Annotated in this window: 25 protein-coding genes; 5 read left to right on the top strand and 20 right to left on the bottom strand. The window is 70.1% G+C overall.

What is annotated here, in order from left to right; translation table 11 throughout:
• Window positions 1-69: 69 nt before the first annotated feature.
• The 4 genes from ML01_RS12205 to ML01_RS12220 all read right to left on the bottom strand — a co-directional run bounded on the left by ML01_RS12205 (window position 70) and on the right by ML01_RS12220 (window position 5,150).
• Window positions 70-3,657: a DNA methyltransferase gene (locus tag ML01_RS12205; RefSeq protein WP_216819166.1), complete on the bottom strand. Its 3,588-nt coding sequence runs from the start codon at window positions 3,655-3,657 to the stop codon at window positions 70-72.
• Between the two features lie 162 nt (window positions 3,658-3,819).
• A complete protein-coding gene (locus ML01_RS12210) occupies window positions 3,820-4,062 on the bottom strand; it encodes a hypothetical protein (RefSeq protein ID WP_058555678.1) in 243 nt (80 codons plus the stop codon).
• On the bottom strand, window positions 4,059-4,571 hold the full coding sequence (locus tag ML01_RS27245; RefSeq protein ID WP_216819167.1) for a tlde1 domain-containing protein: 513 nt from the start codon (window positions 4,569-4,571) through the stop codon (window positions 4,059-4,061). The genes ML01_RS12210 and ML01_RS27245 overlap by 4 nt, the downstream gene beginning before the upstream one ends.
• A gap of 294 nt (window positions 4,572-4,865) precedes the next feature.
• A complete protein-coding gene (locus tag ML01_RS12220; protein ID WP_058555679.1) occupies window positions 4,866-5,150 on the bottom strand; it encodes an alkaline phosphatase family protein in 285 nt (94 codons plus the stop codon).
• A gap of 387 nt (window positions 5,151-5,537) precedes the next feature.
• Between ML01_RS12220 and ML01_RS12225 the strand changes: the two genes are divergently transcribed.
• Window positions 5,538-5,834 (top strand): type II toxin-antitoxin system Phd/YefM family antitoxin, encoded by a 297-nt coding sequence (locus ML01_RS12225; protein ID WP_058555680.1) that lies wholly within the window; start codon window positions 5,538-5,540, stop codon window positions 5,832-5,834.
• A gap of 152 nt (window positions 5,835-5,986) precedes the next feature.
• Here the strand turns inward: ML01_RS12225 and ML01_RS29960 are convergent, their stop codons facing one another.
• From ML01_RS29960 to ML01_RS12260, 8 genes are all read right to left on the bottom strand, one after another.
• Entirely contained in the window at window positions 5,987-6,172 is a 186-nt protein-coding gene (locus ML01_RS29960) for a hypothetical protein (protein WP_173865169.1), read from the bottom strand.
• A 45-nt stretch (window positions 6,173-6,217) separates the two neighbouring features.
• Window positions 6,218-6,373, bottom strand: a complete 156-nt coding sequence (locus tag ML01_RS29965; RefSeq protein WP_173865170.1) for a DUF5615 family PIN-like protein — start codon at window positions 6,371-6,373, stop codon at window positions 6,218-6,220.
• Entirely contained in the window at window positions 6,348-6,695 is a 348-nt protein-coding gene (locus tag ML01_RS12235; RefSeq protein WP_058555682.1) for a type II toxin-antitoxin system VapC family toxin, read from the bottom strand. Before ML01_RS12235 ends, ML01_RS29965 begins: the two co-directional genes overlap by 26 nt.
• Window positions 6,692-6,937 (bottom strand): AbrB/MazE/SpoVT family DNA-binding domain-containing protein, encoded by a 246-nt coding sequence (locus ML01_RS12240; RefSeq protein ID WP_058555683.1) that lies wholly within the window; start codon window positions 6,935-6,937, stop codon window positions 6,692-6,694. The genes ML01_RS12235 and ML01_RS12240 overlap by 4 nt, the downstream gene beginning before the upstream one ends.
• Window positions 6,938-7,367: 430 nt before the next feature.
• Entirely contained in the window at window positions 7,368-10,760 is a 3,393-nt protein-coding gene (locus tag ML01_RS12245; protein WP_058555684.1) for an AAA family ATPase, read from the bottom strand.
• A gap of 68 nt (window positions 10,761-10,828) precedes the next feature.
• Window positions 10,829-12,001 carry a YbfB/YjiJ family MFS transporter gene (locus ML01_RS12250; RefSeq protein WP_058555685.1) on the bottom strand — a complete coding sequence of 391 codons (1,173 nt, stop codon included), beginning with the start codon at window positions 11,999-12,001 and terminating at the stop codon, window positions 10,829-10,831.
• 92 nt (window positions 12,002-12,093) lie between these two features.
• The gene (locus ML01_RS12255) at window positions 12,094-12,684 is read right to left on the bottom strand and encodes a Uma2 family endonuclease (RefSeq protein ID WP_058555686.1); all 591 of its coding nucleotides are present in this window, start codon (window positions 12,682-12,684) and stop codon (window positions 12,094-12,096) included.
• Window positions 12,685-12,801: 117 nt separating this feature from the next.
• Window positions 12,802-14,778 (bottom strand): tetratricopeptide repeat protein, encoded by a 1,977-nt coding sequence (locus ML01_RS12260; RefSeq protein ID WP_058555687.1) that lies wholly within the window; start codon window positions 14,776-14,778, stop codon window positions 12,802-12,804.
• 121 nt (window positions 14,779-14,899) lie between these two features.
• On the opposite strand from ML01_RS12260, the gene ald reads away from it, so the two are divergent.
• Window positions 14,900-16,033, top strand: a complete 1,134-nt coding sequence (gene ald / locus ML01_RS12265) for an alanine dehydrogenase (RefSeq protein WP_058555688.1) — start codon at window positions 14,900-14,902, stop codon at window positions 16,031-16,033.
• Here ald and ML01_RS12270 read toward each other — a convergent pair.
• A complete protein-coding gene (locus ML01_RS12270) occupies window positions 16,030-17,064 on the bottom strand; it encodes a thioredoxin fold domain-containing protein (protein WP_162268013.1) in 1,035 nt (344 codons plus the stop codon). The two genes, ald and ML01_RS12270, sit on opposite strands and share 4 nt — an antisense overlap.
• Window positions 17,065-17,466: 402 nt before the next feature.
• On the opposite strand from ML01_RS12270, the gene ML01_RS12275 reads away from it, so the two are divergent.
• On the top strand, window positions 17,467-18,612 hold the full coding sequence (locus ML01_RS12275; protein ID WP_058555690.1) for a toxic anion resistance protein: 1,146 nt from the start codon (window positions 17,467-17,469) through the stop codon (window positions 18,610-18,612).
• A gap of 191 nt (window positions 18,613-18,803) precedes the next feature.
• Here ML01_RS12275 and ML01_RS12280 read toward each other — a convergent pair whose 3' ends face one another.
• The 4 genes from ML01_RS12280 to ML01_RS12295 form a co-directional block, all read right to left on the bottom strand.
• On the bottom strand, window positions 18,804-19,178 hold the full coding sequence (locus tag ML01_RS12280; RefSeq protein WP_156427687.1) for a hypothetical protein: 375 nt from the start codon (window positions 19,176-19,178) through the stop codon (window positions 18,804-18,806).
• Window positions 19,179-19,243: 65 nt separating this feature from the next.
• Window positions 19,244-19,816, bottom strand: a complete 573-nt coding sequence (locus tag ML01_RS12285; protein WP_058555692.1) for a Uma2 family endonuclease — start codon at window positions 19,814-19,816, stop codon at window positions 19,244-19,246.
• Between the two features lie 181 nt (window positions 19,817-19,997).
• Window positions 19,998-20,570, bottom strand: a complete 573-nt coding sequence (locus ML01_RS12290) for a Uma2 family endonuclease (RefSeq protein WP_058555693.1) — start codon at window positions 20,568-20,570, stop codon at window positions 19,998-20,000.
• A gap of 385 nt (window positions 20,571-20,955) precedes the next feature.
• Window positions 20,956-21,528, bottom strand: a complete 573-nt coding sequence (locus tag ML01_RS12295) for a Uma2 family endonuclease (protein ID WP_058555694.1) — start codon at window positions 21,526-21,528, stop codon at window positions 20,956-20,958.
• Between the two features lie 442 nt (window positions 21,529-21,970).
• Between ML01_RS12295 and ML01_RS28695 the strand changes: the two genes are divergently transcribed.
• Both ML01_RS28695 and ML01_RS12310 read left to right on the top strand, forming a co-directional pair.
• Window positions 21,971-22,246, top strand: a complete 276-nt coding sequence (locus ML01_RS28695) for a four helix bundle protein (protein WP_058555696.1) — start codon at window positions 21,971-21,973, stop codon at window positions 22,244-22,246.
• Between the two features lie 49 nt (window positions 22,247-22,295).
• Window positions 22,296-23,123, top strand: a complete 828-nt coding sequence (locus ML01_RS12310) for a Uma2 family endonuclease (RefSeq protein WP_058555697.1) — start codon at window positions 22,296-22,298, stop codon at window positions 23,121-23,123.
• A 265-nt stretch (window positions 23,124-23,388) separates the two neighbouring features.
• Here ML01_RS12310 and lpdA read toward each other — a convergent pair whose 3' ends face one another.
• The 3 genes from lpdA to ML01_RS12325 all read right to left on the bottom strand — a co-directional run bounded on the left by lpdA (window position 23,389) and on the right by ML01_RS12325 (window position 25,926).
• Window positions 23,389-24,822 (bottom strand): dihydrolipoyl dehydrogenase, encoded by a 1,434-nt coding sequence (gene lpdA / locus ML01_RS12315; RefSeq protein ID WP_058555698.1) that lies wholly within the window; start codon window positions 24,820-24,822, stop codon window positions 23,389-23,391.
• Between the two features lie 153 nt (window positions 24,823-24,975).
• Window positions 24,976-25,230: a hypothetical protein gene (locus ML01_RS12320; protein WP_058555699.1), complete on the bottom strand. Its 255-nt coding sequence runs from the start codon at window positions 25,228-25,230 to the stop codon at window positions 24,976-24,978.
• 96 nt (window positions 25,231-25,326) lie between these two features.
• Window positions 25,327-25,926 carry a hypothetical protein gene (locus ML01_RS12325; protein ID WP_058555700.1) on the bottom strand — a complete coding sequence of 200 codons (600 nt, stop codon included), beginning with the start codon at window positions 25,924-25,926 and terminating at the stop codon, window positions 25,327-25,329.
• Window positions 25,927-26,268: the final 342 nt, after the last annotated feature.

Here is a 26,268-nt window from a genome sequence, read left to right on the forward strand (position 1 = left end):
GCGGCGACAACGTGATTGCGCCAGAAATCGCTCCGCGGCCCGGTCGGTCTGGGACCTCGCCTCCCGCAGTCAGCCCCCGCTCCAGCGGCCGTCGTCGAGGGCGCGGGCATGGCCCAAGCCGGCGAGGACGGCGAGCAGCTCCGCGACCTTGGCCTTGGGGGCGCGGTTGAAGCCGCGGGCGAGCTCGTCGGTGCCGGCCGGTCCGGGGCTCGCGGCGAGCGCGGCGCGCAGCGCGGCGATCTGCTCCGGCAGGGTGCGGGGCCAGTCCGGGCGCGGGCCGCTCGGGGCCGCGGCGGGGCTCGCGCCGGCGAGCTCGGCGGTGGCCTGCACGGCGCTGCCGCCGGGGTTCTGAAACTCCGGGCGCAGCCAGCGCACCAGGCCGCGGCGCTCCTCGGCGGCGCGCTCGGCGTTCAGCGCCACCAGGCGGCGGAGCAGCTCTTCCGCCACGTCGGCGCCGGCGAGGCCGGGCTCGGCGGCGGGCGGCGGGGAGGCGGGGCTGCCGGCGGTCGGCTGAGACCCGGCGACACTTGCGGGGCCGGCCTCAGCTTCGCAGGCGGGGCTGTTGCTGGCCGGCTGGAAGCCGGCCCCACGAGGACCAGCGAGGTCGGACCAGCCGTAGGCCGCGAGCACGGCGGCGTCGAGGTCGTCGTGGAGCTGGCGCAGCACGGAGACGAGGCCTTGCTCGTGGATCACGCGGTCCTTGGCCGTCAGCGGCTCGCCGCGGCGGAGCTTCTCCAGCACGTTGTACATGCCGGTCATGGTCAGCCCCGGGTGCAGCGCCTGGCGGGCCTTGCGATGGGCGTCCAGCGCTTCGCCCAACTCCCGGATGCGGGCCTTCAATGGCTCGGGCGGGTCGGGGAAGGGGAAAGAGTCGAAGCATCTCGTCTTGTTGTATACGGAATCGTTGCCGACGCCAAGCCAACCACCAGTAGACATAGCCCAAGCGACATGGCACTTGCTGCTTAGTAAGCCAAGGAAATAAGCGTCATCTGTCGCAACGCAGACAATCTTGTGATCGCAAAGTATTGCTATCGACACGAACTGGAACACGCGGTGCCTTGCCGTCTCGGGTGTGGCTATATATCGTGGCAAGCCAGCAAGAGCTTGCCGAAGCACCGGCCTTTCCCAGCCAAACCTCCACCAAAGTCGCCGAATGGACTCCCGTCGATTTGCGTCCCGTTCCGGCTTTACGTAGTCCAATACGCGCTGGAATGCAGCAGGATTGGCTTCTCGCGCCTGGGTCTCAGTGAGGCCGCTGAAGTCGATGAGATATCGCTCCCGGCATGCCTGAAGCAAGTCTCTCCCTCCGAGGTAGCCGCGGATTACTCCGGGTCCTTGCGTTCTTAGCTCGGAAGCTTGCTCTGCGGTGACGATAAAGCCAGCACCATGCAAAGCCACGCCCATACCGGCAAGGCTAAGATTGGACCGTAACGCCAATGCTTGATGCACGTTCGGGCCGGCGCTCAAGTCAGCGTTGATGGTTCCATATCTTGTCGAAAGCTCAACCTCAACCCCCTCGCCTTGTGCTGGGCGCTCCTCTACCACTCGCTGAATGCATCCTTCGCGCGCGACCTTGACAGCTACGGTCATAGCGATTCGAACCGCGGCGCCGTCAGAAGAATCGACCCAGGGGTGATCTGGGATCGCGAAGATAATGGACAGCGCGGGCTTACCCGTCAGATGCCGCTCCAACACCCGGCGATTGAAGGTCTGCCGAAGGCTGTTTGTTGTAATGAAGCCGAAGCGTTCGATCTTGCCCTGTCTGGCGAGATTGGCAGCCATCTCCCACCAGTACATGACGTAATCGGCTGACTCGGGGACCTCGGTCCATGTGCCGCGCAGCGCGTCGACATAGCCCTCGCCGAGCGCTTGCTTCATCCGCTTCGTGCCAATAAACGGCGGATTCCCCACCACAAACTCCGCCTCGGGCCATTCCGCGCGGCGCGGATTGACGTAGCGCTCCAGCGGCACTTGCGCGGTCTCGTCGGGCACGGGCTCGCCGGTGACGGGGTGCGGCTTGGTGGTGCGGCCGTCCCAGCGGGTGATGGGGCGGCCGTGCTCGTCCGTCACCCATTCCATGCGGTCGTAGGCGAGCACGGCGTCGCGGCATTCGATGTTGCGGAAGTCCCGGATGATGGGCTCGGGCGGGTTGACCCGTCCGCGGGTGCGGAAGTGCCATTGCAGGTAGCCGATCCAGAGCACCATCTCCGCAATGGTCGCGGCGCGCGGGTTCAATTCCAGGCCGAGCAATTGGTGCGGGTCCACGCTGACGCCTTCCATGTCGATGAGCAGTTGGCGCTGGCCGAGCTGCTCCAGCGTGTCGATGACCTCGCCTTCGAGCCGTTTCAGGTGCTCCAGCGTCACGTACAGAAAGTTGCCGGAGCCGCAGGCGGGGTCGAGCACGCGCACGCCGGCGAGGCGCACCTGAAAGCCGGCGACGAGCTTCTGCGCCTCGCCGCCCTTGCCCTGCTCGTGCAGCGTCAGCGCGGCGCCCTGCACGGCGGTCCAGTCCTCGCGCAGCGGCTCGATGACGGTGGGCAGCACCAGGCGCTCCACGTAGGCGCGCGGCGTGTAGTGGGCACCGAGCTTGTGGCGCTCGCGCGGGTCGAGCGCGCGCTCCAGCAGGGTGCCGAAGATGGCGGGCTCGACGTGGCGCCAGTTGGCGTCGCCGGCGTCGATGAGCAGCGCAAGCTGGGCACGGTCCAGCGGCAGCGCGACGGCGTCGGCAAACAGCCGGCCGTTGAAGCGCGGGATGGGCGCGCGCAGCAGCACGTTGAAGGCGGTGCCCCGGTCCATGTCGCGCCACAGGTGCTCGACCAGCGGCACGAACTGCGCCGGGTTGTCCTGCACGGAGCGCAGCAGGTCCGTGAAGGCGGCCTCCGGCAGGAGCCCGATGTCCTCGGCAAAGAGCGTGAACAGGCAGCGGATCAGGAAGGCGGCGGCGAGCTCCGGCGGGTGGCCGGCGGCCTCCAGCGACACGGCGAGCCGCGCGAGCCGGGCGGCGATGTCGCGGGTGACGCGGGCGGCGCGGCGGGTGGGGTCGAGCGATAGCGGGTCGAGCCAGACCGCGCGCAGCCGGCGCTGGATGACCGGGTCGGCGAGGTCGGCGAGCTTGATGCGGTGGGAGCGCGGGTCCGGAAACGGGATGTAGGCGCCGCCGGTGCGGCTCCATTCGCTGTAGAGCTCGATGCTGCGGCCCACATCGACCACGACCACGAACGGCGGGCGGCCCTCCTCCGGCGGCAGCGCGCGGACATACTGCACGGCCTGGCCGTGGGCGCGGAGCATGGCCTTGTCCCAGCCGGTGGTGTCGAGGCCGAGGCCGGATTGCTTGGCCTCCAGCACGCAGCAGGCGCGCCGGTACAGGTCGATGTAGCCGAAGCTCTGGGTGCCGTCGCCGTGCTGAAACACCACGCGGCGCTCGAAGCAGTAGGCGTTCTCGGCGTTGTCGGCGCGGGCGGGCTCGGGCTGCGGCAGGTCGAGCAGCGCGCAGAGCTCGGTGAGGAACAACTGATAGTTGGCGCGCTCGCTGCCGCTCGCCTCGCCCCAGCGGGCGATGAACGCGGCCACCGCGGCGGGGTCCGCGCGGAAGTCGTCTGGCTCGGGCTCTGTTGCGACTGGCGCGGCGGGCAGGTCGGCGGGGGTTTGGTCGTCCATGGTGGCGCTCCGGGGCTGGGCTTTTGGTCATCACGGCGCAGGCACAGGTGCGCCGGCAGCGTGGATGCTACGGGCACGCGGCGAGCGGGGGCAAGTCGTGGGGCAGGCTTCCAGCCTGCCGCAAACCATCGGCAGCGCCCTTGCGGCGCGCAGCAACCTGCCTCAACCCCGCCGGAGCCGCCGAAGCAGCGCGCCGAGCACGACCAGGACGGCGACGGCGGCGGCATCGACTGCGAGCAGGAACGGGATCGGATCGGCCCATTTGTCCATGTTTGTCGTCCGCCCGTAATGCGGCGGCCCCGCTCCGAAGGCCTCTGCCAGATTGATGTAGTTGACGTAGGCCGCGGCGGCCAGGATGGCCAGGCCGAGCCCGAGCAGCGCCCGTGTCAAGAATCGCTTGTTCACGGATAGTCAACCGTGACGTGTATCTGGCAGGCACGGGTGCCGGCCTCGCGGACCAGGTCCGCGGCAAAACGGTCCATGTCCGAGGTCAAGTCGATGCATCCGGCGCTGCCGCGGGTAGTCCCGCCGTGAATGAAGAAGCCGCCACGGCCGAAGGTCGCGGTGGTGGTAAATGGGTGGATCGTGATGCGGTAGTTTCCCCAGCCGGCGGTCGATGCGCGCCTATACCACGCGTTCTCCCACAGCTCATCCGGTCGAATCCAGTACCCGCCCTCCGGAATCGGACCTGCGCCCGACAAGCGCTGTCGTGCGGCGCTGTAATCGAAGTGCCCGTGTGCATCCGGACGCCCCGATACCGCCGAATAGGTGAAAGTCGCCGATCCGCCGCGCATCTCAAGCGTTGTGCCGTTGAAATGCAGGGACAGGGTCGTGCAATGTGCCAGCGTCGGGTCGTAGCGTTCGCCGGCATAGGGGTCGGTGGTCGGTGGTCGGTGGTCGGTGGACTCGGACATCGAATTGACTCCAGGCGTTTGCCGGCGTAGCAGCAGGGGCGAGCATTGGACTACGCACTGCGGTTATCGCGCAAGCCGAACGGTTGGTTGCAGCCCCAGCTTGCCCGCCCGGCGCGCGAATCTGCGATCGTCGAAGGTCGCCATGGCTTGCGCTCGTGACACCGCTCCCGCGGTGTCACGCATGGCCGGGCGCTCCGCGCCCCGAGCACCGGGCCGCACCCGCCGCGCCGGTCCCCCCGGCACCGCGGCGCGGAGCGCCGCCGGATGCGCGACACCGCGGAGCGGTGTCGCGAGTCACATCGCCTTGGTCTTGCGGCCCAGGTTGGTAATGGGCCGCGCCCCGCCGGAGGCCGGATCGGGCTCCGAGAAGCCATGAATGCCGTGCTTATGGGCACGCTTGGCCGTGGCGATGCTGGTCCAGAGCATCGGCGAGAGCATCGGATACAGGGTCGCCAGATTGCCCATGACCCCTTGCTCGACCAGGCCCGCGAGATTCGGCATCTCACCGGCATCGATCAGCGGCGAGATCACCTTCCAGTCCGCGGCATCCCGGCCGATCAGCAGGGTCTTTGCGTTCATCGTGTTCTCTGGCGCGACGCCGTTGCCGTTCGCCTGGGCAACATCGGCGTGTGGGCAGACCGAAGCGGGCCTACCCTGTGTGGATAGGCGAGCTCCGAGAGGTCGTCCTGGCCGATGCGCTGGGCCTGCACCTGATGGCCGCGCATCACGGTACCGTCGGGTCGGTGTGGGTCTCGCCGGGCCGGGCCCTGGGAGCAGCTTGGAAATCAGCCTTTTTCGGGTGCGGGCCAGTGCGGTCCAACGCGCACGGGTGCGCGCCAGACCGCCGTCAACGGCGCACCGTGGAGGATTCCGTCAGGATGTCGCAGGGCCCGCGGGGGCTGGGTTAACCGGCGCCCGTGCTACGCTTGCGGTATCTTTTTCAGTACCGTTGTACGGTCGATCACGATGAACTCGATACCCGCCCAGGAGATCAAGCGCCGCGGCATCTCGGCGGTGGACGAGCTGCTGCGCGACGGCCCCGTGCAGGTCGTCAAGCAGAACCGGGTCCGCTACGTGGTGATGAGCGTCGAAGCCTACGAGCGGCTCGCCGGCGGCTCGGCGCCATCCGGTCCAAGCGCCTGGGACTGGCTCGACAGGCCCGCCGGGGGCGGCGCCCATCCCGCGCGCTCCAAGGCAGACATCGACGCCGCGCTGGAACGCGAGCGCGATGCCTGGGACCAGGCGGGGGACGACGACCGGTGACCCTGTTGCGCTCGTGACACCGCTCCCGCGGTGTCACGCATGGCAGGGCGCTCCGCGCCCCGCGCACCGGGTCGCACCCGCCGCGCCGGTCCCCCCGGCACCGCGGCGCGGAGCGCCGCCAGATGCGCGACACCGCGGAGCGGTGTCGCGAGTCACGACCTGGCGGCCCGATGTACGCGCAGTTTGACGTCGGTCACCACGACGAAGCAGCCGGACCAGTCGTTGGGATCCGCAGAGCCGAGCACCTGCACAATGCGACCTGTCAGGGCAAGACGACCGGGCTTGCTCAACCGGACGAGCATCAGGCCGGCGTGGGTGCCGGGCTGGTAGCGGCGCAAGTCGGAGAGGTCGAGGTCCTGGGTGATGAAGAACCGTCCCTCGCGCTATGCCGCGAGCCAGACCTCCGGGTCAGGGTGGCCTGTCAGTCCCTCCCGCTGCACCGTGTCTGCCTCGTGGCCGAGCGCCGACAGGGCGGACAGCAACGCCGCGGGTAGATTCTCGTCGAGCTTGATCCTAGGTCGCCATGGATTCGCAGTCATGGTAGCTCGCATGGTGCAGCGCATCTGCGAAGTCGAGACCAGCGATGTAGTGCCCGAGTGCCCGCTCGACCGCGACGCGATCCTCGATCTCGACCGTCTCCATAGCGAGCAGGTGGCGATAGACCAGCGCGACTTCGGCGCGTTCGAAACCGTAATAGCCGCGCATGACCCATTCGAGCTCGAGCAATACTGTTTTGCATACCGCGAGCAAGGCACCGCTGTCGATCAGTTGTTGCGCGACGGCCCTTTGTTTACCGGCCTCGGCGTCCGCGTCGTCGTCGATGTAATAGCGGGCGAGGATGTTCGTATCGAGGCCAATCATTCATCGTGCCCAGCGCGGAACAGGGAGGCGACATCTAGGTCCGTCGGAACCGCGGTGCGCGACGACTTGAGCAGCCCGAACCCACTGCCGACGACCTTGGCAGGCGGGGCGACGACGCGCATTTCCACATGGTCCGCAACAACCATGAACTCGACCTGGCTGCCCGCCCGTATCCCGAGTTGTTGGCGGATCTCCTGAGGAATTGTGACCTGACCTGCACTGGTGATGGTCGCTGCATTCATGTCGGTACTCTACGATGGGATGAGGTGGGATCGAACCGGGGCGCGTTTGAAACCCGCCGCTGCGGGCCTTGTGAGCCGAGGCACCGTCTCGCCGGTACGCATGATCCACGGGGGTACGGACCTGCGCCGCGCCCCTCGGCCCGATGATGTTCAAGTCTACGTGCCAAGTCTAAGTGATAGCGCCGACCGTGCCCGTCGGCGCGCCCGGCTACCGCGGGTTGCTCCCGCGCAGCCCCCTCGAATACCGTCCGCATCCAAGCCGCCTCCCGTGCCCTGATGGGACCGAGACGCCGACCGCGGCGGCGAACACGCGCGCCTTGTGGCGCCCGCGAGGGTGGGCCGGATTCAGGCAGTCGCCCCGCGGTTTATCCAGGTCCACGACGGCTTGGTCGGCGTTGCGCTCGTGACACCGCTCCCGCGGTGTCGCGAGTCATCCACCCGAACCCGGCTCGCCCACATCGCCCGCCGCGAGCCGGCGCGCGAGGGCGAGGTTCTGCTCCGCCCGCGCCAGCGTGTCGCGCCAGGCCGGGATGTCCGGATGGGCGGCCACCACGGGGCGTGCGATGGCGACGGCGCGCTCGAAGTCAGCCGCCGCGGCATCGTGCCGGCCGGCGTTGCCGTGCGCGAGACCTCGGTTGAAGCAAACCGACGCCAGGTCGTTCTGCATCGCCGGCGGCCACTGCGCGCCGAGGGCGGTGCGCAGCGCCTCGCCGAGCCCGATGGCCGCGTCGTAGTCGGCGATGGCGGCGTCCAGCGCGCCGCGGTCGACGTGGGCAGCGCCGCGGTTGGAGTAGACCGTTGCCAGGTCGTTCTGCATCCCCGGCGGCCACTGCGCGCCGAGGGCGGTGCGCAGCGTCTCCATGAATCCGATGGCGGCGTCGTAGTCGGCGATGGCGGCGTCCGGCGCGCCGCGGCCGGCGTGGGCATTGCCGCGGTTGGTGTAGACGCGGCCTAAGTCGTTCTGCATCGCCGGCGGCCACTGCGCGCCGAGGGCGGTGCGCAGCGTCTCCATGAACCCGATGGCGGCGTCGTAGTCGGCGATGGCGGCGTCCGGCGCGCCGCGGTCGGCGTGGGCAGCGCCGCGGTTGGAGTAGACCGTTGCCAGGGCGTTCTGCATCGCCGGCGGCCACTGCGCGCCGAGGGCGGTGCGCAGCGTCTCGCGGAGCGCGATGGCGGCGTCGTAGTCGGCGATGGCAGCGTCCGACGCGCCGCGGCCGGCGTGGGCAATGCCGCGGTTGGAGTAGGCCGTTGCCAGGTCGTTCTGCATTGCCGGCGGCCACTGGGCGCCGAGGGCGGTGCGCAGCGCCTCGCGGAGCTTGATGGCGGCGTCGTAGTCGGCGATGGCGGCGTCCGGCGCGCCGCGGCCGGCGTGGGCATTGCCGCGGTTGGTGTAGACCGCTGCCAGGTCGTTCTGCATCGCCGGCGCCCACTGGGCGCCGAGGGCGTTGCGCAGCGCCTCGCGGAGCCCGATGGCCGCGTCGAAGTCGGCGATGGCGGCGTCCGGCGCGCCGTGGTCGGCGTGGGCAATGCCGCGGTTGGAGTAGACCGTTGCCAGGTCGTTCTGCATCGCCGGCGCCCACTGGGCGCCGAGGGCGGTGCGCAGCGCCTCGCGGAGCGCGATGGCGGCGTCGAAGTCGGCGATGGCGGCGTCCGGCGCGCCGTGGTCGGCGTGGGCAATGCCGCGGTTGGAGTAGACCGTTGCCAGGTCGTTCTGCATCGCCGGCGCCCACTGGGCGCCGAGGGCGGTGCGCAGCGTCTCCATGAACCCGATAGCCGCGTCGTAGTCGGCGATGGCGGCGTCCGGCGCGCCGCGGCCCCGGTGGGCAATGCCGCGGTTGGAGTAGACCGTTGCCAGGTCGTTCTGCCGCGCCGGTGGCCCGGTGCGATAGCCGGCGGCCTCGAAGCCGGCGATGACGGAGCCGTAGAGGGTCAGCGCGTCCTGGGCGGCGCTGAACTCCGCCGCTGCGACGGCGGCCGAGAACTGTGCGTTCAGGTCCACCCAGTCCGCCGGCCAGCCGTCGGGCGGCATCCACCGCGCCAGTTGCCCGGCGGCCGCGGCGGCCTGGCGCGGCTCGCCGGCGGCCTGGTGCAGTTGCACCAGGTCGGCGAGCACGGCGCCGAGCAGGGCGCGCGCCGGGGTGTCGTCGGGGGGGGCGGCGAGCACTCGCTCCAGCTCGGCGGCGAGCAGGTTCAGGGCCAGGGCGCGGTCGCGCGGGGCCAGGGCTTCGAGCCGGCCGGCCGCGCGCCAGTCGGTGAGCACCCGGCGCAAGCGGTCGGCGAAGGCGCGCTGGTGGCCGCGGTGCTGGGGCTTGTCGAGCTGCCGGTGGGCGACCTCGTACCAGGCGCGCTGGCGGAACTCGCTGGCCATGTAGGCGGCGGCGGGGTCGGCAGACGCCGGGGTGCGCTCGATGATGGCGTGGGGGTGCTCGGCCCGGTCCAGCGTCTCCTGGTTGCAGGGGGCAGGGTCGATGCCCGCGGCGGCCGCGAGCAGCAGGTCATCCAGAAAGCGCGCGCCCTGGTAACTCGCGAGCGCGAGCGTCTGTTTCAGTTCGGGCGTCAGCTCGCGGAAGCGCTTGCGGATCAGGTCCTGGTGGTCCAGCTCGGCGGTCTGTTGCAGGTCGGCAAAGCCGTCGGCGGTGAGCGGGCCGCTGGGGTCGCCGGTGGCGAACAGGGCCGGCTCGGTGAGCGCATAGCCGATCAGGTCCACCAGAAAGCCGGGGTTGCCGCCGACGCGCGCAAGCAGCGCCGCGGCCTGGGCATCGGTGACACCGGGCAGCGCGGCGGCGATCACCGGGCGCAGGTCCGGGTCCGGCAGCGGGGCGAGCCGCTGCACCTGGCAGCAGCCGGCACCGCCGTACCCGCGGCCGGCGGCGAGGCGCTCGCAGACGTCGGCGATGGAGCGCGGCTCGGTGCCGGGGTTGGGGGTGCGGGCCTCGGCGAGCTGGGTGTTCCATTCCTGCTGCCAGTGGGTGCAGAGCACCAAGAGCGGCCAGCCGTGGCGGAGCGCGTCGCGGTAGAGGGCCTCGACGAAGCGCAGCGTGTCCAGGTCCGCCCATTGGGCGTCGTCGAGGATCAGCGCGCAGGGGATGGGGTGCTGGGTGCCGTCGGCAGCGGGCATGCCGCGGCTCAGCACCAGCCGGAACAGCGTCAGCAGCCGTGCGACGGCGTCGTCCTGAAGTGCCGCGCGTTCCTCGGTAAAGCCGCGGAAGGGCGTGTCGACGCGGTTGGCGCTGAGCGCCCGCTGACCGAGGTCGAGCAGCGCCGGGGCCTTGGCGAGCAGGGCGCCGCCGGGCACGACAGTCAGCGCCAGCAGCTCACCGACGGCGGCGCCGAGCCCGAGCAGGCTGTCGGCCAGCGGCAGGCCCATGCCGCGGGTCTCGCGCAGATGCGCCAGACGGCGCTCGAGGGCGCGCAGATGCGGCTCCAGGTCGCCGAGTTGGGCGGTCAGCCCGCACTCGCTGCTGCGGCGGCCCTTGTCGTAGGCGGCATTGCCGAACCCGATGCCCCACCACAGCCAGGGCGCCCTCGGCGGCGGGTCCGCCGCGAGCCGCCCGAATCCGGCCAGCTCCGGGTTCACCAGCAGGGTGCGACCCTCGCGGGTGAGCTGGTCCGGCCAATAGCCCTCCGGCTCCCGGGCGTCGCGCTGGGTGCTCAGCCATGCATAGAAGGCCTGCACCAGCCGGGTCTTGCCCAAGCCGGTGTCGGCGGTCCAGACCAGGAATTGCGGCGCGCCGGCGGCGGCCCGGTCCCAGGCCTGTTGCAGGGTTGCAAGCTCGGCCTGGCGGCCGACGAAGGGGGTCTGCGGGGGTGCTGTGTTGTCCATGGGCGTTGTGGCCGCCGCGCGGCTGCGTCGAAATCCAGCGCTGAGTGTACCCCGTCGGGCGGGCGCGGTCAGGCGCGCGCGCGCTCGGCACGCACCGCGCCCATCGCGAGCAGGCAGAGGAGGCCGACCGCCATGATCGCGGCGACCATGACCAGCGCGGCGTCGAAGGTGCCGGTGCGCTCGGCGAGCTCGCCGGCCACCACCGGCGCGATGATCTGCGCGACGCCGTAGCCGAGCGTGAGCCGGGCCATGATCTGCGCCGGATGCGCCGGCCAGCGCAGCCCGACCATGGTCAGCACCAGCGACACGATGCCGATAAAGGTGACGCCGAACAAGAGCGAGCTGGCGATGGCGGCCGTCAGCGAGCCGCTCAGCACCGGCAGCAGGATGCCGACGATCTGCATCAGGTAGGCAATGGCCAGCGCCCGCGGGTAGCCCAGGCGGCGCGCGATACGATCCCACAGGATGGGCGCCGGCGCCGCCGCGAGCCCGACCAGGAGCCACATCAGGCCGCCTTGCCCGGCGAGCGCGGGCTGCTGCTCGGTAATCAGCACCGTGAAGGTGGCGTTGATGGCGTAGCCGAAGCCGGCGCACAGATACGCCCCTTGCAGCAGCCAGAGCCAGAGCGGCGCGGGCTCGTTGGCGGGGTCGGCGTGGTGCGGTGCGAGCGGCGGCCCGACGTCCGGCCGCGGCAGCCAGCGCCAGGCGGGCAGGATGAGCAGCGCGCCGGCGGCGGTGAGCAGCCACCATTGCTGCTGCCAGTCCAGCACCGGCGCGGCCAGCTCCACCAAGAGCGCCCCGAGCACGATGCCGAGCCCGAGCCCGCTGAAGTGCAGCCCCAGCTCGGCGCGATGGCCGTGGCGCAGGAGCCAGTTCAGGATCAGCCCGGAGCCGAGCATGAGCCCGGCGGCGGAGCTGAGCCCGGCCAGATAGCGGCTCGCCCCCCACAAGAGCGGCGACTCGCCGAGCGCCATCATGCCCGTGGTCAGCACCGCCAGCACGAGGCCGATGCGATACAGCCGGTCCTTCAGCAGCAGGTTCTTGAGCTGCGTCACCAGCAGCACGCCGGTGAGATAGCCCAGATAATTCCAGCCCGCGAGCCAGCCCGCGAGCGCGTCGCCCATGCCGGTCTGCGCCTGCATGTAGGCCAGCATGGGCGTGTAGGCGAAGCGCGCCACGCCCATGGTGAGCACCAGCGCGAAGATGCCGGAGGCGAGGACGAGGAGCGGGCCGCGCGGCATGGGCGTCTGTGCTGGGTCGGCTGTCGGCAGTGATGGTTCTGCGTTGTCCGCGCAGGCGTCCTGCCCAAGTCGATCGCCAGCGCCGCGGGCGCTCAGCGCGCCGCCCCGGTTGCCGGCTCGGACTCCGGCACCACGTCCTCGTAGACCGCCTCCATGCTGCAGGAGAAGTCCAGCGATGCGATGACCAGCGCGCCGTCTGCCGGCGCCGGCCGCAGCAGCCAGCCGTCCTCCTGGCGCGAGAAGACCTCCACCGAGCGTCGCCGCGGGTCGATGAGCACGTACTCCGCGAGCGTCGGCAGCAGCCGGTAGTGCTCGAACTTCTCGCCGCGGTCGAAGCCCTCCGTGCTGTCGGACAGCACCTCGATGACCACCCGAGCGGCCTCCTTGGCCTGTCGCCGTTCGGCATCCGCCGCGTCGCAGGTCACGAAGACATCGGGGTAAAAATAGACGTTGGCTTGCTGCACGCAGAGTTTCATGTCCGCGATGTAGACCCGGCAGGGGCCGCCGCGCAGGTGGGCGCGCAGCAGCGCAAAGACGTTGCCGGCTACGGTCACGTGCGCCTCATCGGCGCCCGCCATCGCATAGACCAATCCGTCCACATACTCGTGCTTCACACCGGCTCGGTCCTCGCCGGCGAGGTAGTCGTCGGCGCTGACGTGGGCGATCTCGGCAAGCCTGGGCATGGCGGTCTCGGAGCGGGGCGCTGTTGCGCGATTAAAGCATGCCGGGGCGATTGGGCAAGGGCGGGAGACCGGGGCGGGATGCCGACACCATAGGCGCGGTGGCGAGCTGCGCCCGGCTCACTCGCCCGCGTCGCCCGCGGCGAGCCGGCGCGCTTGGGCGAGGTTCTGCTGTGCCCGCGCCAGCGTGTCGCGCCAGGCGGGTATGTCCGGATGGGCGGCCACCAGGGAGCGTGAGATGGCGACGGCGTGCTCGAAGTCCGCCAGCGCGTCATCGTGGCGGCCGGCGTTGCCGTGCGCGATGCCCCGGTTCATGTATGCCACAGCCAAGTGATGCTGCATCGCCGGCGGCCACTGCGCGCCGAGGGTGGTGAGCAGCGCCTCGCCGAGCCCGATGGCGGCGTCGTAGTCGGCGATGGCGGCGTCTAGCGCGCCTCGGTCGGCGTAGGCAAGGCCGCGGTTGGAGTAGACGGCGCCTAGGTCGTTTTGCATCGCCGGCGGCCACTGCGCGCCGAGGGCGGTGCGCAGCGTCTCGCGGAGCGTGATGGCGGCGTCGTAGTCGGCGATGGCGGCGTCCGGCGCCCCGCGGTCGGCGTGGGCAGCGCCGCGGTTGGTGTAGATGCCTGCCAGGTCGTTCTGCATCTCCTGCGGCCACTGGGCGCCGAGGGCGGTGCGCAACGTCTCGCCGAGCCTGATGGCGGCGTCGTAGTCGGCGGTAGCGGCGTCCAGCGCGCCGCGGTCGGCGTGGGCATTGCCGCGGTTGGAGTAGACCGTGGCCAGGGCGTTCTGCATTGCCGGCGGCCAGTGGGCGCCGAGGGCGCTGCACAGTGTCTCGCCGAGTTTGATGGCCGCGTCGTAGTCGGTGATGGCGACGTCCAGCGCGCCGATGTCAGCGTGGGCAAGGCCGCGGTTGGAATAAATCCCCGCCATCTGCTGTTTCAGACTGACGTCGTCCGATTCACGTGCTGCGGCGACGAGTATCGCTACGGCCCGGTCCAGGGCGGCCAGTGATTCGGCAATCCGCCCGGCGACGTGCAGAACCCGGGCAAGCTGATCAAGGTGCCGAGCGACGCGCGGATGCCGCGGACCGAAAACGCGCTCGTCGATGGCCAGCGCGCGCCGCAGCAGTGGCTCGGCCTCGGCGAGATATCCGGTTTCTTCAAGTGCTTGCGCAAGATCCGCCAATGCTTGCGCGGTCGTGGGATGGTCATGGCCAAAAGCGCTCTCCGCGGCGCTCAGCGCCTCACGCAGCAGCGCCGCGGCCTCGTCCACCCGGCCATTTGTGCGACGCGCCCGGGCCAGCTCCATCAGCGCCAGCGCGGCGCCGCCGCCGTTGCCCCGGGCGCGGAAGCCGCGCAAGGCCTGCTCCGCGCGCCGGCGCGCGGCAGCCGCCTCGCCGAGCGCGGCTAGGCGGTTCGCGGCCTCCAGCAGCAGGTCCGGCTCGGCCTCGGCGTCCGGCTGGCGGGCGAGGTAGGCATCGAGCTGGCGCAGGCGCTCGCGGGCGTGCTCCCGGTCGAGCAGCGTCGGCTCGTCGGGCTCGGACCAGATGGCCTCGCCGCCCGTTGTGCCCGGAGGGGTGAAATCCAGCACTGCCGCGCGCCAGGTCCAAAGGTCGGGCGCTTGGTCCGCGAGCTGCCGAATCTGCGCCTCGTCGAGCCAGAGCACCACCGGCAGCCGCAGCTCGGCGGCGAGTCGCTCGCGCCGCACGTTGAGATTCCGCCAGAGCCGATGCAGATCTTCGCCGGGCCAGCGGTCGAGGCCGAGCAGGTGCAGGGCGCCGGCGCCGGCGGCATGCTCGGCGAGCTGCCCCGGCACGGCGTCCGGGTCGGGCCGGTCGGCGAGCTGCCAGCGCGCCGGCGGCTCCGTGGACGCGGCGGCAGACGCGGCATCGATCAAGGCGTCGCGATAGCCGGCGACCCCGCATTGCGCGATGACCAGCGCGAACCGGCCGGGGCGGGCCAGCAGCCGCCGCAGCCTGGCGAAATCGTCGCGATGCAGCGATAAAGGCACCGCCTTGCCCCACGCGGCGGTCGGCGGAATGGCCCGCGGCAGAGCGGCGGACTCGGCCGGAAGCTGGATCGGCGTTGGCATGTGCATGGGCTCAGTCCGCCTCGGCCAAGGCCCGCAGGGCCTCGGCATAGCCGTTCAGTTGCGCCGCGCTCGGCGGTGTATCGTCCGCATTCTCGCTGACCCGCCAATCCGCTCGCAGGAGACCACGATGATCATCGGCTTCCCCACTGAGATCAAGGCGCAGGAGCGGCGCGTCGCCGCGGTGCCGGCGCTGGTGCATGACCTGGTCGCGGCGGGGCATCGGGTGCTGGTGCAGGCGGGGGCGGGGCTCGGCGCCGGCATCGCGGATGCGGGGTTTGCGGACGCGGGGGCGGAGCTGGTCGAGGCTGCCGAGGCGGTGTGGGGCACGGCGGGGCTGATCGTGAAGGTGAAGGAGCCGCTGCCGGCGGAGTATCCGCTGCTGCGCCCGGGGCAGGTGCTGTTCACTTATTTGCATCTCGCCGCGAGCCGGGGTCTCACCGATGCGCTGCTGGCGAGCGGCGCGCATTGCTTTGCCTACGAGACGTTGACGGTGCAGGGCCGGCTGCCGCTGCTGGCGCCGATGAGCGAGGTGGCGGGCCGCCTTGCGGTGCAGGCGGGGGCCTGGCACCTGGGCGCGCAGGTGGGCGGGCGCGGCGTGCTGCTCGGCGGTGTGCCGGGCGTGGCACCCGCCAACGTGCTGGTGCTCGGCGGCGGCAGCGTCGGCACGGAGGCGGCGCGTATGGCGGCCGGGCTCGGGGCGAACGTCGTGGTGCTCGACATCGACCTGGAGCGACTGCGCCACCTCGCGGACATCCTGCCGGCGAATGTCACGACGCTGGCGAGCAGCGCGCACGCGATCCGCGACCGGCTGCCGACGGCGGATCTCGTCATCGGCGCCGTGCTCGTGAACGGCGCTCGCGCGCCGACGCTGCTCCGCCGTACGGACTTAGGCCTGATGCACGACGACGGCCCGGTGCTGGTGGACGTGGCCATCGACCAGGGCGGCTGCTTCGAGACCAGCCGCCCGACGACGCACGCGGAGCCGACCTATGTGGTGGACGGCGTCGTGCACTACTGCGTCGCGAACATGCCGGGCGCGGTGCCGCGCACGGCGACGTTCGCGCTCACCAACGCCACCAAGCCCTACGTGGAGCTGCTGGCGGGGCTGGTGGAGCGCGACGGCATCGCCGCCGCGGTGGCGCATCCCGTGCTCGGCACGGCGGCGAACGTGCTGGCCGGGGAGCTGACGCATCCGGCCGTCGCCGCGGCCTTCGGGTTGCCGTGGCGGGCGCCGGCGGAGGTCGGACGCGGCGGAGATTAGGGGACCTCGGCCTGCCCGCGCTCGATGGCCTGGGTGCGGGCATAGCGCTGGTAGGTCCAACCGCGCTCGTAGGCGCGCTCGGTGACGAAGCCGATGCTGTTCTGCATGCGGCTTGCGAGCACCAGCGCGTCGGTGGCGAGGACCTGGCGGCCGTCCTCGCTGAAGAACACCAGCGCCGGCAGCTCGCTGAAGCCGAGCGCGGCGTACCAGTCCGCGGGGCTGGTGCGCTCGCCCGCCGGGGTGAGCACCGGGGTCTTGGTGTCGCCGGCATTGAGGCGCACCACATCGAAGCCGTCGAGCTGCTCGCGGAGCTCGGCGTCGCCGAGCACCTCGGCATGGAAGCGCGGGCAGCGCGGGCAGTCCTTGCCTTCGAACAGCACCAGCAGCGGGCGCTCGGCGGGCATCCGGTCGCGGGCGAGCATGTGCGGCGGCGGCTCGAACAGCGCGTCCGCGGGTAGCGTCCAAGTGCCTGTGTCGGTGCCGGCCTCGGCGGCGTCCTGCTGCGCCAGGTAGTCCCGCAGCGACATCTCGGCGTGGTGGCCGCCGATGAGATACTCCAGCGCGGCGGCGAAGCGCGCCGGCTCGTAGTAGCCGGTGAGCTTGAGCAGCGCTTGGCCTTCGGTGTCGTAGAACAACAGGGTCGGGGCAAACTGAACGCCTTCGGCCAGCGCGAAGGTCTTGACCCGCGTGGTCTCGCCGGAAAAGTCCACGAGCTCGGCATCCGAGAAGATCTCAAGCCCGAGGGTGTCGAAATGCGCCTGCAGCCGGGCGGCGATGGCCGGGTCCTGCAGGCTCGTCTGGATGAAGAGGTGGCAGTAGGAGCAGCCCTGGGTGCTGAAGAACAGAAACAAGCCCTGCTTGCCGGCCTCGGCAGCCATCGCGGCGTCGTCCGGCAGGTCGAGAAAGCTGTCCTTGAACCAGTCCGGATAGTCGATCTGCGCGATTGCGGCGTCGTCGAAGTCTGCGTCGCCGGCAGCGGTGGCCATCGTTGCGGGCAGCAAGGACAGCAGCGCCGAGAGCAGTCCAGACACCAACAACCCTGCTGTCTGCGCGGCGTGCGTGCGGCGGCGGGCGGCGGGCGAAGCCGTTGCGGCACTGCGCAGAACCTGGCTCGATGAGTGCGGCATCTGCGTACCTGACGGTGGTCTGTGGGGTATCCGACCCTAGCACTACGCCGCGCGACAGGGAACCTCGGCGCTTCCCGACGGGGCTGTCCGGTGCTGCGGCCGGCCCGGCTCAGGTCCGGCTCATGGTCTTCGCCCGCTGCTTGTGCCCGTGCCGCGGCCAGCTACGGCGGCTGGTGCCGAGCCGCCCGGAGCGCGCCGAGGTCTATCGCTCCGTGCGCCGACGGCGGCGGTTGCGGCGGCGCCTCGGGCCGGGCGTTGTGGGACAATTGCCGGCGGTTTCACGACGCTGCCCCGGGGATGCGAGCAATGAATGACAGGTCTTCGACATCGGCTGATCTCGCCGTGCCCGCCGCGAGCGAGCCCGGCCGGGACATCGTCGCGCTGGCCGACGCGCCGCCGGCGGAGCAGCAGCACATCAAGGCGCTGCTGGCGGAGCTGGACCTGACGGACGCAAGCTCCATCATGCACTTCGGCGTCGGCGCCCAGCAGCAACTGACCGAGGTGTCCGACCAAATGCTGGAGGGCGTGCGCAGCAAGGACACCGGCGCCGCCGGTGCGACGCTGAGCCAGATGGTGGGCACGCTCCGGGGCTTCGACGTGGACGCGCTGGACCCGAACGCGAAGAAGGGCTTTCTGGGCCGGCTGTTCGGCGGTGCCGGCAAGCCCATTGTGAAGTTCTTGCAGGAGTACGAGGGGGTGCGCGACCACATCGAGCGCATCACCATCGACCTAGACCGGCACAAGACCCGGCTGCTGACGGACGTGACCAGCCTGGACCGGCTCTACGACGCGAACCTGGCCTTCTTCCGCGAGCTGGAGCACTACATCGCCGCCGGCGACGCCAAGCTTGCGGAGCTGGACCGCGAGACCATCCCCGCGCTGGCCGCCGAGGTCGAGCAGGCGACCGACATGGTGCAGGCGCAGAATCTGCGCGATCTGCGCGCCGCCCGCGACGACCTGGAGCGCCGCGTGCATGACCTGCGCCTGACCCGGCAGGTGGCCATGCAGGCGCTGCCGAGCATCCGGCTGGTGCAGGAGAACGACAAGGGGCTGATCAACAAGATCAACTCGACCTTGGTCAACACCGTGCCGCTGTGGCGCCAGCAGCTCGCGCAGGCGATTACGATCTATCGCTCCGGCCGGGCAGCCGAGACCGTGCGCGCCGCGACCGACCTCACCAACGAGCTGCTGCGCGCCAACGCCGAGAACCTGAAAACGGCCAATGCCGAGGCGCGCAAGCAGATCGAGCGCGGCGTGTTCGACATCGAGACGGTCAAGCAGGCCAACCAGGCGCTCATCGCGACCATCGAAGAAAGCTTGGCCATTGCCGACGAGGGCAAGCGCGCCCGTGCCGCGGCCACCGCGGAGCTGACGCAGATGGAAGCGGATCTGCGCCGGACGCTGGCGGCGGCGAGCGCGGCGACATCCGGCAAGGGCCAGCCGAGGGGTTAGGCGATTGCCGGAAAAAAACGTACCGAATGGCGCAGGATTTTCGTCTGCCTTCAAGGAGCGGCAGCGGGTGCATAGTCGAACTATGCACCCGCTGCCGCGACGCAGAAGGCGGGCGAAAAGACAAGCCAGGCGGTATGTTTTTTGACAGAAATCGCCTTAGGCATGCCCCAGCGGCGCGGGCCGTACCGCGCTCAGGGCGCGCCGATGGTGAGGCTGACCCAACCCGAGTTGTTCCAATAGAACCCCGGGACATCGTTGGCGAAGCAGCACAGCTCGCCGGCGCGGGGCGACGCCCACATCGGCAAGCCCGTGCCGATGACGAAGGCGGTTGCGAGATCCCCGTCGACGCAGCCGATCAGCGCCATGTAGCGGGCCTGGGGGATACGCTTGAAGCGGGCGAAGAGCCGCTGAAAAGCGTTCGGTTCGGCGATGCCGCCCGCGTCGGCGCCGAGGTGCAGGTCGCGCCACCGGCCCGTTGCGGTGAAGCGCAGGGGTTGGGTCGGGTCCAGCGGGACGCCCGTGCGGAACAGACGCCGGTCGGCCGGGATGAAGATGGTGCGGTTCAACGCGGTGTCAGGCGCCGGATGCCCTGCGTCGCGGCTGGCCCACGGCAACATACTGCCGGCCGTCGTCAGCCGAACAGGCCGCGCAGATCGATGGCGCAGCCCGGCAGCGCTGCCGGCGTCACGCCCCCAAGATCCGCGGCCTCGGCGACGGCTCGGTAGCCGTCCGCCGCGGGCTCGCGATACAGCGTGAGCTTGCGGGCCGGTATGTCCACGAGCCACGACTCAGCGATGCCGGCGGCGGCGTACAGTGGCAGCTTCTTGTCCCGGTCGTAGCGGACCGAGGACTCCGCCACCTCGACCAGCAGCAGGATATCGGCGGGCGTCGGATAAGCGTCGGCGTAGAAGTCCTCGCGCGGGCACAGCAGCACGATGTCCGGCTGCGGCAGGGAAAAGTCGCCGATGCGGATCGGGTTTTGGACGGACAGAACGACTCTCTCGCCGAGCCGACGCACGAACAGGTTGGCGACGCGGTTCACGGCGCCGGAATGCGGCAGTCCAATCGGCGGCATGTCGATGATCTCCCCGTCGATGAGCTCGACCCGGTCGTCCTCCGTGAGGATGTCGGTTTCGCCCATGCGCAGGTACTCGTCCACACTGAAGCGGTAGCGGTGGTAGAGGTCTTCGGCGGTGGCTGACATCTGGAGGCTCCGGGCTGCGCGACGTGCTGATGCGGCTCCTGGGGAAAACTATAAAGATTAGTAGGTGGCAGAGGGAAAAGGGCCGAGGGCCGAGGGTCGAGGGGGAGACCGGGCTCCCTTGTTTCGTTGTCCCTTTCGTTGCTTTTCGTTGTCGGACACGTAACGTAAGCTCGGGTCGTCTTCAGCCGAACAGGCCGCGCAGGTCGATGGCGCAGTCCGGCAGCGCTGCCGGCGTCACGCGGGCGAGATCCCCGGCCTCGGCGACGGCTCGATAGCCGTCCGCCGCGGGCTCCCGGTAAAGGATCAGCTTGCGGGCGGGGATGTCCACGAGCCACGACTCCGCGATGCCGGCGGCGGCGTACAGCGGCAGCTTCTTGTCGCGGTCGTAGCGGACGGAAGATTCGGCCACCTCGACCAGCAGCAGGATATCGGCGGGCGTCGGATAAGCGGCGGCGTAGAAGTCATCGCGCGGGCGCAGCAGCGCGATGTCGGGCTGCGGCAGGGAGAGGTCACCGATGCGGATCGGGTTCTGCATCGACAGGATGACGCGCGTGCCCAATTGCTCCTTGAGCTTGTTCCCAAGGCGATTCACGGCGCTCGTGTGTGGAATCCCGATCGGCGGCATGTCGATGATCTCCCCGTCGATGAGCTCCACCCGGTCGTCCTCCTTGAGGATGCCGGTCTCGCCCATGCGCAGGTACTCATCCACGCTGAAGCGGTAGCGGTGGTAGAGGTCTTCGGCGGTGGCTGACATGCGAAGGGCTCCGAGTATGGCGCGGTTGCAGACGCGGATGCTGCGGTCTCTGCAAGTGTAGGCCGCTGTGCCGACCGCGCGCCAGGCACCGGGGACAAGTGCAAACCCTTGCGGTCTCCTGCCGAGCAGAGCCCAGGCACCACGGCGGCGCGGGCTCGCGCACAAGCCCCTAGCCCCTAGCTCCTAGCCCCTAGCCCCTCTTCTACGCTCGTGCCGAGGCTCCGCCTCGGCACGCCGTGTCGGCGGCTCTGCCGCTTGGGCACTCCCGGCGGAGCCGGCGCACGCGGTGCCGAGGCAGAGCCTCGGCACCAGAGCGGTGAATCCCCTGGACCCTGCCTGCCTCAGCCGAACAGCCCGCCCAAGTCCAACATGCCGCCCGCCGTCGTCAGCCGAACAGGCCGCGCAGGTCGATGGCGCACTCCGGCAGCGCCGCCGGCGTTACGCGCCCAAGATCGGCCGCCTCGGCGACGGCTCGGTAGCCGTCCGCCGCCGGCTCGCGATACAGCATGAGCTTGCGGGCCGGGATGTCCACGAGCCAGGACTCCGCGATGCCGGCAGCGGCGTACAGCGGCAGCTTCTTGTCGCGGTCGTAGCGCACCGAGGATTCGGCAACTTCCACGACCAGCAGGATGTCGTCGGGCGCCGGATAGGCGCTGGCGTAGAAGTCCTCGCGCGGGCGGAGCAGCGCGATGTCCGGTTGGGGCAGGGAGAAGTCGCCGATGCGAATCGGGTCCTGCACGGACAGGACGACACGCTCGCCGAGCCGGCGGGCGAACAAGTTGGCGATGCGCTTGACCGCGCCGGCGTGTGGAGTGCCGATCGGCGGCATCGAGAGGATCTCCCCATCGATGAGCTCCACCCGATCCTCCTCGCCGAGGATGCCGGCCTCGCCCATGCGCAGGTAGTCATCCACGCTGAAGCGATAGCGGTGATAGAGGTCTTCGGCGGTGGCGGACATGCGCAGGGCTCCGGATATGGCGCGGATGCAGAAGCGGATGCTGCGGTTGCTGCAAGTGTAGGCCGCTGTGCCGACCGCGCGCCACCGGGGACAAATGCAAATCCTTGCGGTCTCGTGCCGAGCAGAGCCCGGGCACCAGGGCGGCGCGGGCTCGCGCCGACGCTCCCATGGCAGCGGTGCCGGCCGGTCGCGGTGCTGCCCTGGCGCCCCCTGGCTTCCTTGGGCGCCGAAGCACCGCTAAGCTTGCACCCGACCCAAGCATCAGGACGGACCCCACCCATGCCCCAAGCGGACCACCCGCCGGCCATCGCTGCCGCTACCCCGGCGCGCCTGCACCGCTACCGCATCTTCCTCGCCTCGCCCAACGATGTGGCGCTGGAGCGCAGTGCCGTGCGCGACGTCGTCGCCCAGCTCCAGGGCGAGTACCGTATCGCGGACCACCATGTCCGCCCAGAACCCTGTGCCGCCCGCCGTGCAGCTCTGCCACGAGCTGCTTGCGTGGCTGATTCCGCTGCTGGACCAGTTCCCGCGCACCCGCCGCTTCACGCTGGGGGAGCGGCTGGAGGGCGGGCTCTTGTTCGTGCTGGAGAACCTGGTGGACGCGGCCTACGCCCGCGACAAGCGCGAGGCCCTGGCGCGCGCCAACCGCCGGCTCGCGGTGGTGCGCCACCTGTGGCGGCTGTGCTTGCCTGGCGGCCGGCGCTGTGATCCGGCGTGAGCCATTGTGCTAGCCTCTTCGGCATCGCCTGATGCCTTGGTGTACCGCCATGACCCGCAGCGCTGCGACCGAGCCCGCGGCGGTCCAAGACCCGCCCTATCGAGGCGCCGACGGCGCCGTCGAGTCCCGCTCCGAGGACGGCCGCCGCGTCTCGGAGGCGGACTACTGGGCGGCGTATTACCACGCCGCGGACATCTGCTACGAATGGAACGACGGCCGCCTGGAGGAGAAGTCCGTGTCCAGTTGGGAGACCATTGCCGTCTACAAGTGGCTGATGGGCCTGCTGGAGCACTTTTTGAACGTGCATCCCATTGCCGACTGGGTGGTGCTGGAGATGGGCTTCCGCCTGGCGCTGACGGACAAGACCGTCATCCGCCGGCCGGACTTGGGTGTCGTGCGCCGGGACAATCCGACTCCCCTGCGCCCGGAGATGGCCTCCTATCCGGGCGTCTTCGATCTCTGCATCGAGGCGCTGTCCGACCTGCGGCCCGAGGACATTCGCCGCGACACCGTGACCAAGCGCGGTGAGTACGCCAGGGGCGGCGTGCCGGAGTACTACATCCTTTCTCATCGCGGCGAGCACCAAGCCTTCTACACCCTTGATGTCTCTGGGGACGCCTCCGGCCGCTATGTGCCGCTGCCCGTCACCGACGGCATGGTCCGCTCGCGGGTCCTGCCCGGCTTCCAGTTCCGCCAGAGCGACCTCATTGCGCGGCCGAACTGGGAGCGCATGCGTGCCGATCCGGTATATGCCGGCTTCGTGCTGCCTGGCTGGACCGCGGCCGAGCAGCGCGCCGAGGCGGAGGCCGCCGCGCGCCGGCGGGCCGAAGCGGAGCTTGCGCGGCTGCGCGCGCAGATCGCTGCGCCGAAACAATAGGCGCGGGCCGGCGGCACCTGCCTACTGCGGACTGAAGTCCGCCTTCCCCAGGGGGCCGACTGAAGTCGGCGTACCCGGGAACGGCCTCACAACTTCCGCACTGGTGGCACTAGCCACTAGCCATTAGTGCTTCGCTGCGGAAGTCTCGAGTCCGGTTGCCTCTCGTTGTCGTTGTCGTGGTCGCTATCGAGCGCTGCGCCAGACGATTACGACAACGACAACGATCGGAGACGGCCTCGGAACATCTGCGCGGCTGCACTAGCCCCTAGCCCCTCTTCTTGGGAGGCAGGAGGTCCGTAATCGACCCATGCGCCATCTCCGCCGCGAGCCCGATGGTCTCGTTCAGCGTCGGGTGCGGGTGGATGGTCATGCCGATGTCTTCCATGTCGGCGCCCATCTCCAAGGCCAGCACCGTCTCGCCGATGAGCTCGCCGGCGTTGGGGCCGACGATGCCGGCGCCGAGGATGCGCTTGGTCTCGGGGTCGAACAGGAGCTTGGTGAGCCCCTCTTCGCGGTGGATGCCGAGCGCGCGCCCGCTGGCGGCCCAGGGGAAGACGCCCTTCTCCACCGCGATGCCCTTGGCCGCTGCCTCGTGCTCGGTGAGACCCATCCAGGCGACTTCCGGGTTCGTGTAGGCCACGGACGGGATGGTGAGCGGGTCGAACAGCGCGGGCTCGCCGGCGATGACCTCGGCGGCCACCTTGCCCTCGTGCGTCGCCTTGTGCGCCAGCATGGGGCCGCCGACGACGTCGCCGATGGCGTAGATGTTCGGCACGTTGGTGCGCATGTGCTGGTCGGTCTTGATGAAGCCGTGCTCGTCCACCTTGACGCCGGCGGCCTCGGCGTTGATGAGCTTGCCGTTGGGGCGGCGGCCGACGGCGACGAGTACCTTGTCGTAAGTGGCCTCGCCCGCGGACTTGCCCTCGAATTCCACCTTGATGCCGTCGGCGGCCGCTTCCATGCGCGCGACCTTGGTCTCCAGCATGATCTTGTTGTAGCGCGGCTTGATGACCTTCTGCAGCGCGCGCACCAGGTCGATGTCGGCGCCGGGCATGAGCTGGTCTTTGAATTCGACGACGTCGATGCTGCTGCCGAGCGCCGCGTAGACGCTCGCCATCTCAAGCCCGATGATGCCGCCGCCCACCACCAGCATGCGCTCCGGGATGCCCTGGATCTCCAGCGCATCGGTGGAGTCCATCACGCGCGGGTCGTCGTGCGGAAAGCCCGGGATGCGGATCGGGCTCGAGCCCGCGGCGATGATGCAGTGGTCGAAGATCACGGACACCTTGCCCTCGCGTGTGTCGACGCCCAAGCGGTTCGGCGACTCGAAGCGCCCGGTGCCCTGAATCACCTCCACGCCGCGCTGCTTGGCCATGCCGGCGAGGCCGGTCGTGAGCTTCTTGACCACCTTGTCCTTGCCGGCGCGCATCTTGTCCAAGTCGATCTCGGGCGGCGCGAAGGTCACGCCCATCGCGCCCATGGTCTTGGCCTCTTCGATGATGGCGGCGGTGTGCAGCAGCGCCTTCGACGGGATGCAGCCGACGTTGAGGCAGACGCCGCCGAGGGTCGGATAGCGCTCGACGAGCACCACGCGCAGGCCCAAATCCGCGGCACGGAAGGCCGCCGTATAGCCGCCGGGGCCGCCGCCGAGCACGGCGACCTGGGCGCTCTGTTCCTTGACGGGGGGTGAATCGGTCATGGGGAGGCCTATGGGTTTGAAGAGGATGAGACAGGGGTTTGTCTTGATGGCTGACGATCTTGGCCGGCAACTGCCACAGTGCCCGCAGCAGCGCCGCCGCGCGCGCGCCGCTCCCCTGCCTGCCTATCGTAGGCATACAGCACGACGTTGGTGTCAACGAAGGGCTTCGCGGTCACGCAGCGCGTCGCGCGCGGCGGCGCGCCCGTCGGGACGAAAGCCGAGGTCGAAGCCCGCGTCGAGGTCGGCGAGGGCGTTGCGGCGCGCCTGCTCGCAGCGCTCGTTGCGCTCAACGAGGCGTTCGAGCTCGGCGCGCAGTAGCCCACGGACGGAGGTTTGCCGGTCCGCGGCGAGGCTCTTGAGCTTGCCGATCAGGGCCTGATCCAGCGCGAGGGTGATGTTCTGGCGCATGGCCGGCTTCTCAGTGTTTTCACGTGGATCACGTGTGTAACACCTGCCGTCCAGCAGATCAATCGTCGCCGCACTGCGCCGCTGCCGCGGCCCCGATCAGACCCGCACGCCGCAGGTGCCGAGCTGCCGGCGCAGGATCGGGTCGGTGCGGTTCTTCGACGTCGCCGCCTTCATGAACACCACCACCCGGTCGATGTCGCGCACCACGCCGAGCAGCGTTGCCGGGTCCGGGAAGCGGTCCCTGAGCGACTCGAAGGCCATGTCCATCAGGGTCTCGTCGGCGCGAGAGATGCCAACGGCGTAGGCCACCGCGCAGGCGAGCCCCGGATGACGATGATGGATGCGCCCGGCGAAGCGCCGCCAGGACTCCTGCCAGCCGGCCCATTCCGGCGCGGACACGCTGCCCTTGCTGGTGCGCAGGTAGAGCACGGTCTTGAGCACCTCCCCGCGCCAGGGCCAGTCCGCCAGCGCCGCCGCCGCCCGCAGCCGGTCGATGACCTTGCCGTGGTAGACCTGGCAGTGATCGCACTGGTAGTAGAGTGCGAGCGCGTAGGCGATGTACTCGCGCTCCAGTTCGGCCAGCGTGAAGGGGTCTGACTCCCCGGGTGATCCGGAGAAGGTGTGTGCATGCAGCTCGTTCAACACATCGTTGAACGGCTGCCCTTGGATGGATTCTCGAACGGCTCGCCCGGCCATGATTCGCACCTCGTACGGCTAGGGTGGAACATTAGTATTCGGCGATATTGTGACAGTAGCGTCGAGCGTGGCGTTTGTCCGGGGTCAGGCTTTGCGGTGCCGCCCCCGGGTACGCCGACTTCAGTCGGCCGGCTCCGGGTGCGCCGACTTCAGTCGGCTGCGTCCGCGTCGGGCGCAATGCCCGGCGCGGACGGCGGGCCGGCTAAAGCCGGCGCACCCAGGGGGCGCCGCCGCCTGGGTGCGCCGACTTCAGTCGGCTGCGTCCGTGTCGGGCTCAATGCCCGGCGCGGACGCTGCCCGGCGTCGAGCGCTTGCGCGAGCGCGCGCTGTCGGCACCGCCCA

It is taken from the genome of Thiohalocapsa sp. ML1 (assembly GCF_001469165.1).
Taxonomy (GTDB): domain Bacteria; phylum Pseudomonadota; class Gammaproteobacteria; order Chromatiales; family Chromatiaceae; genus Thiohalocapsa.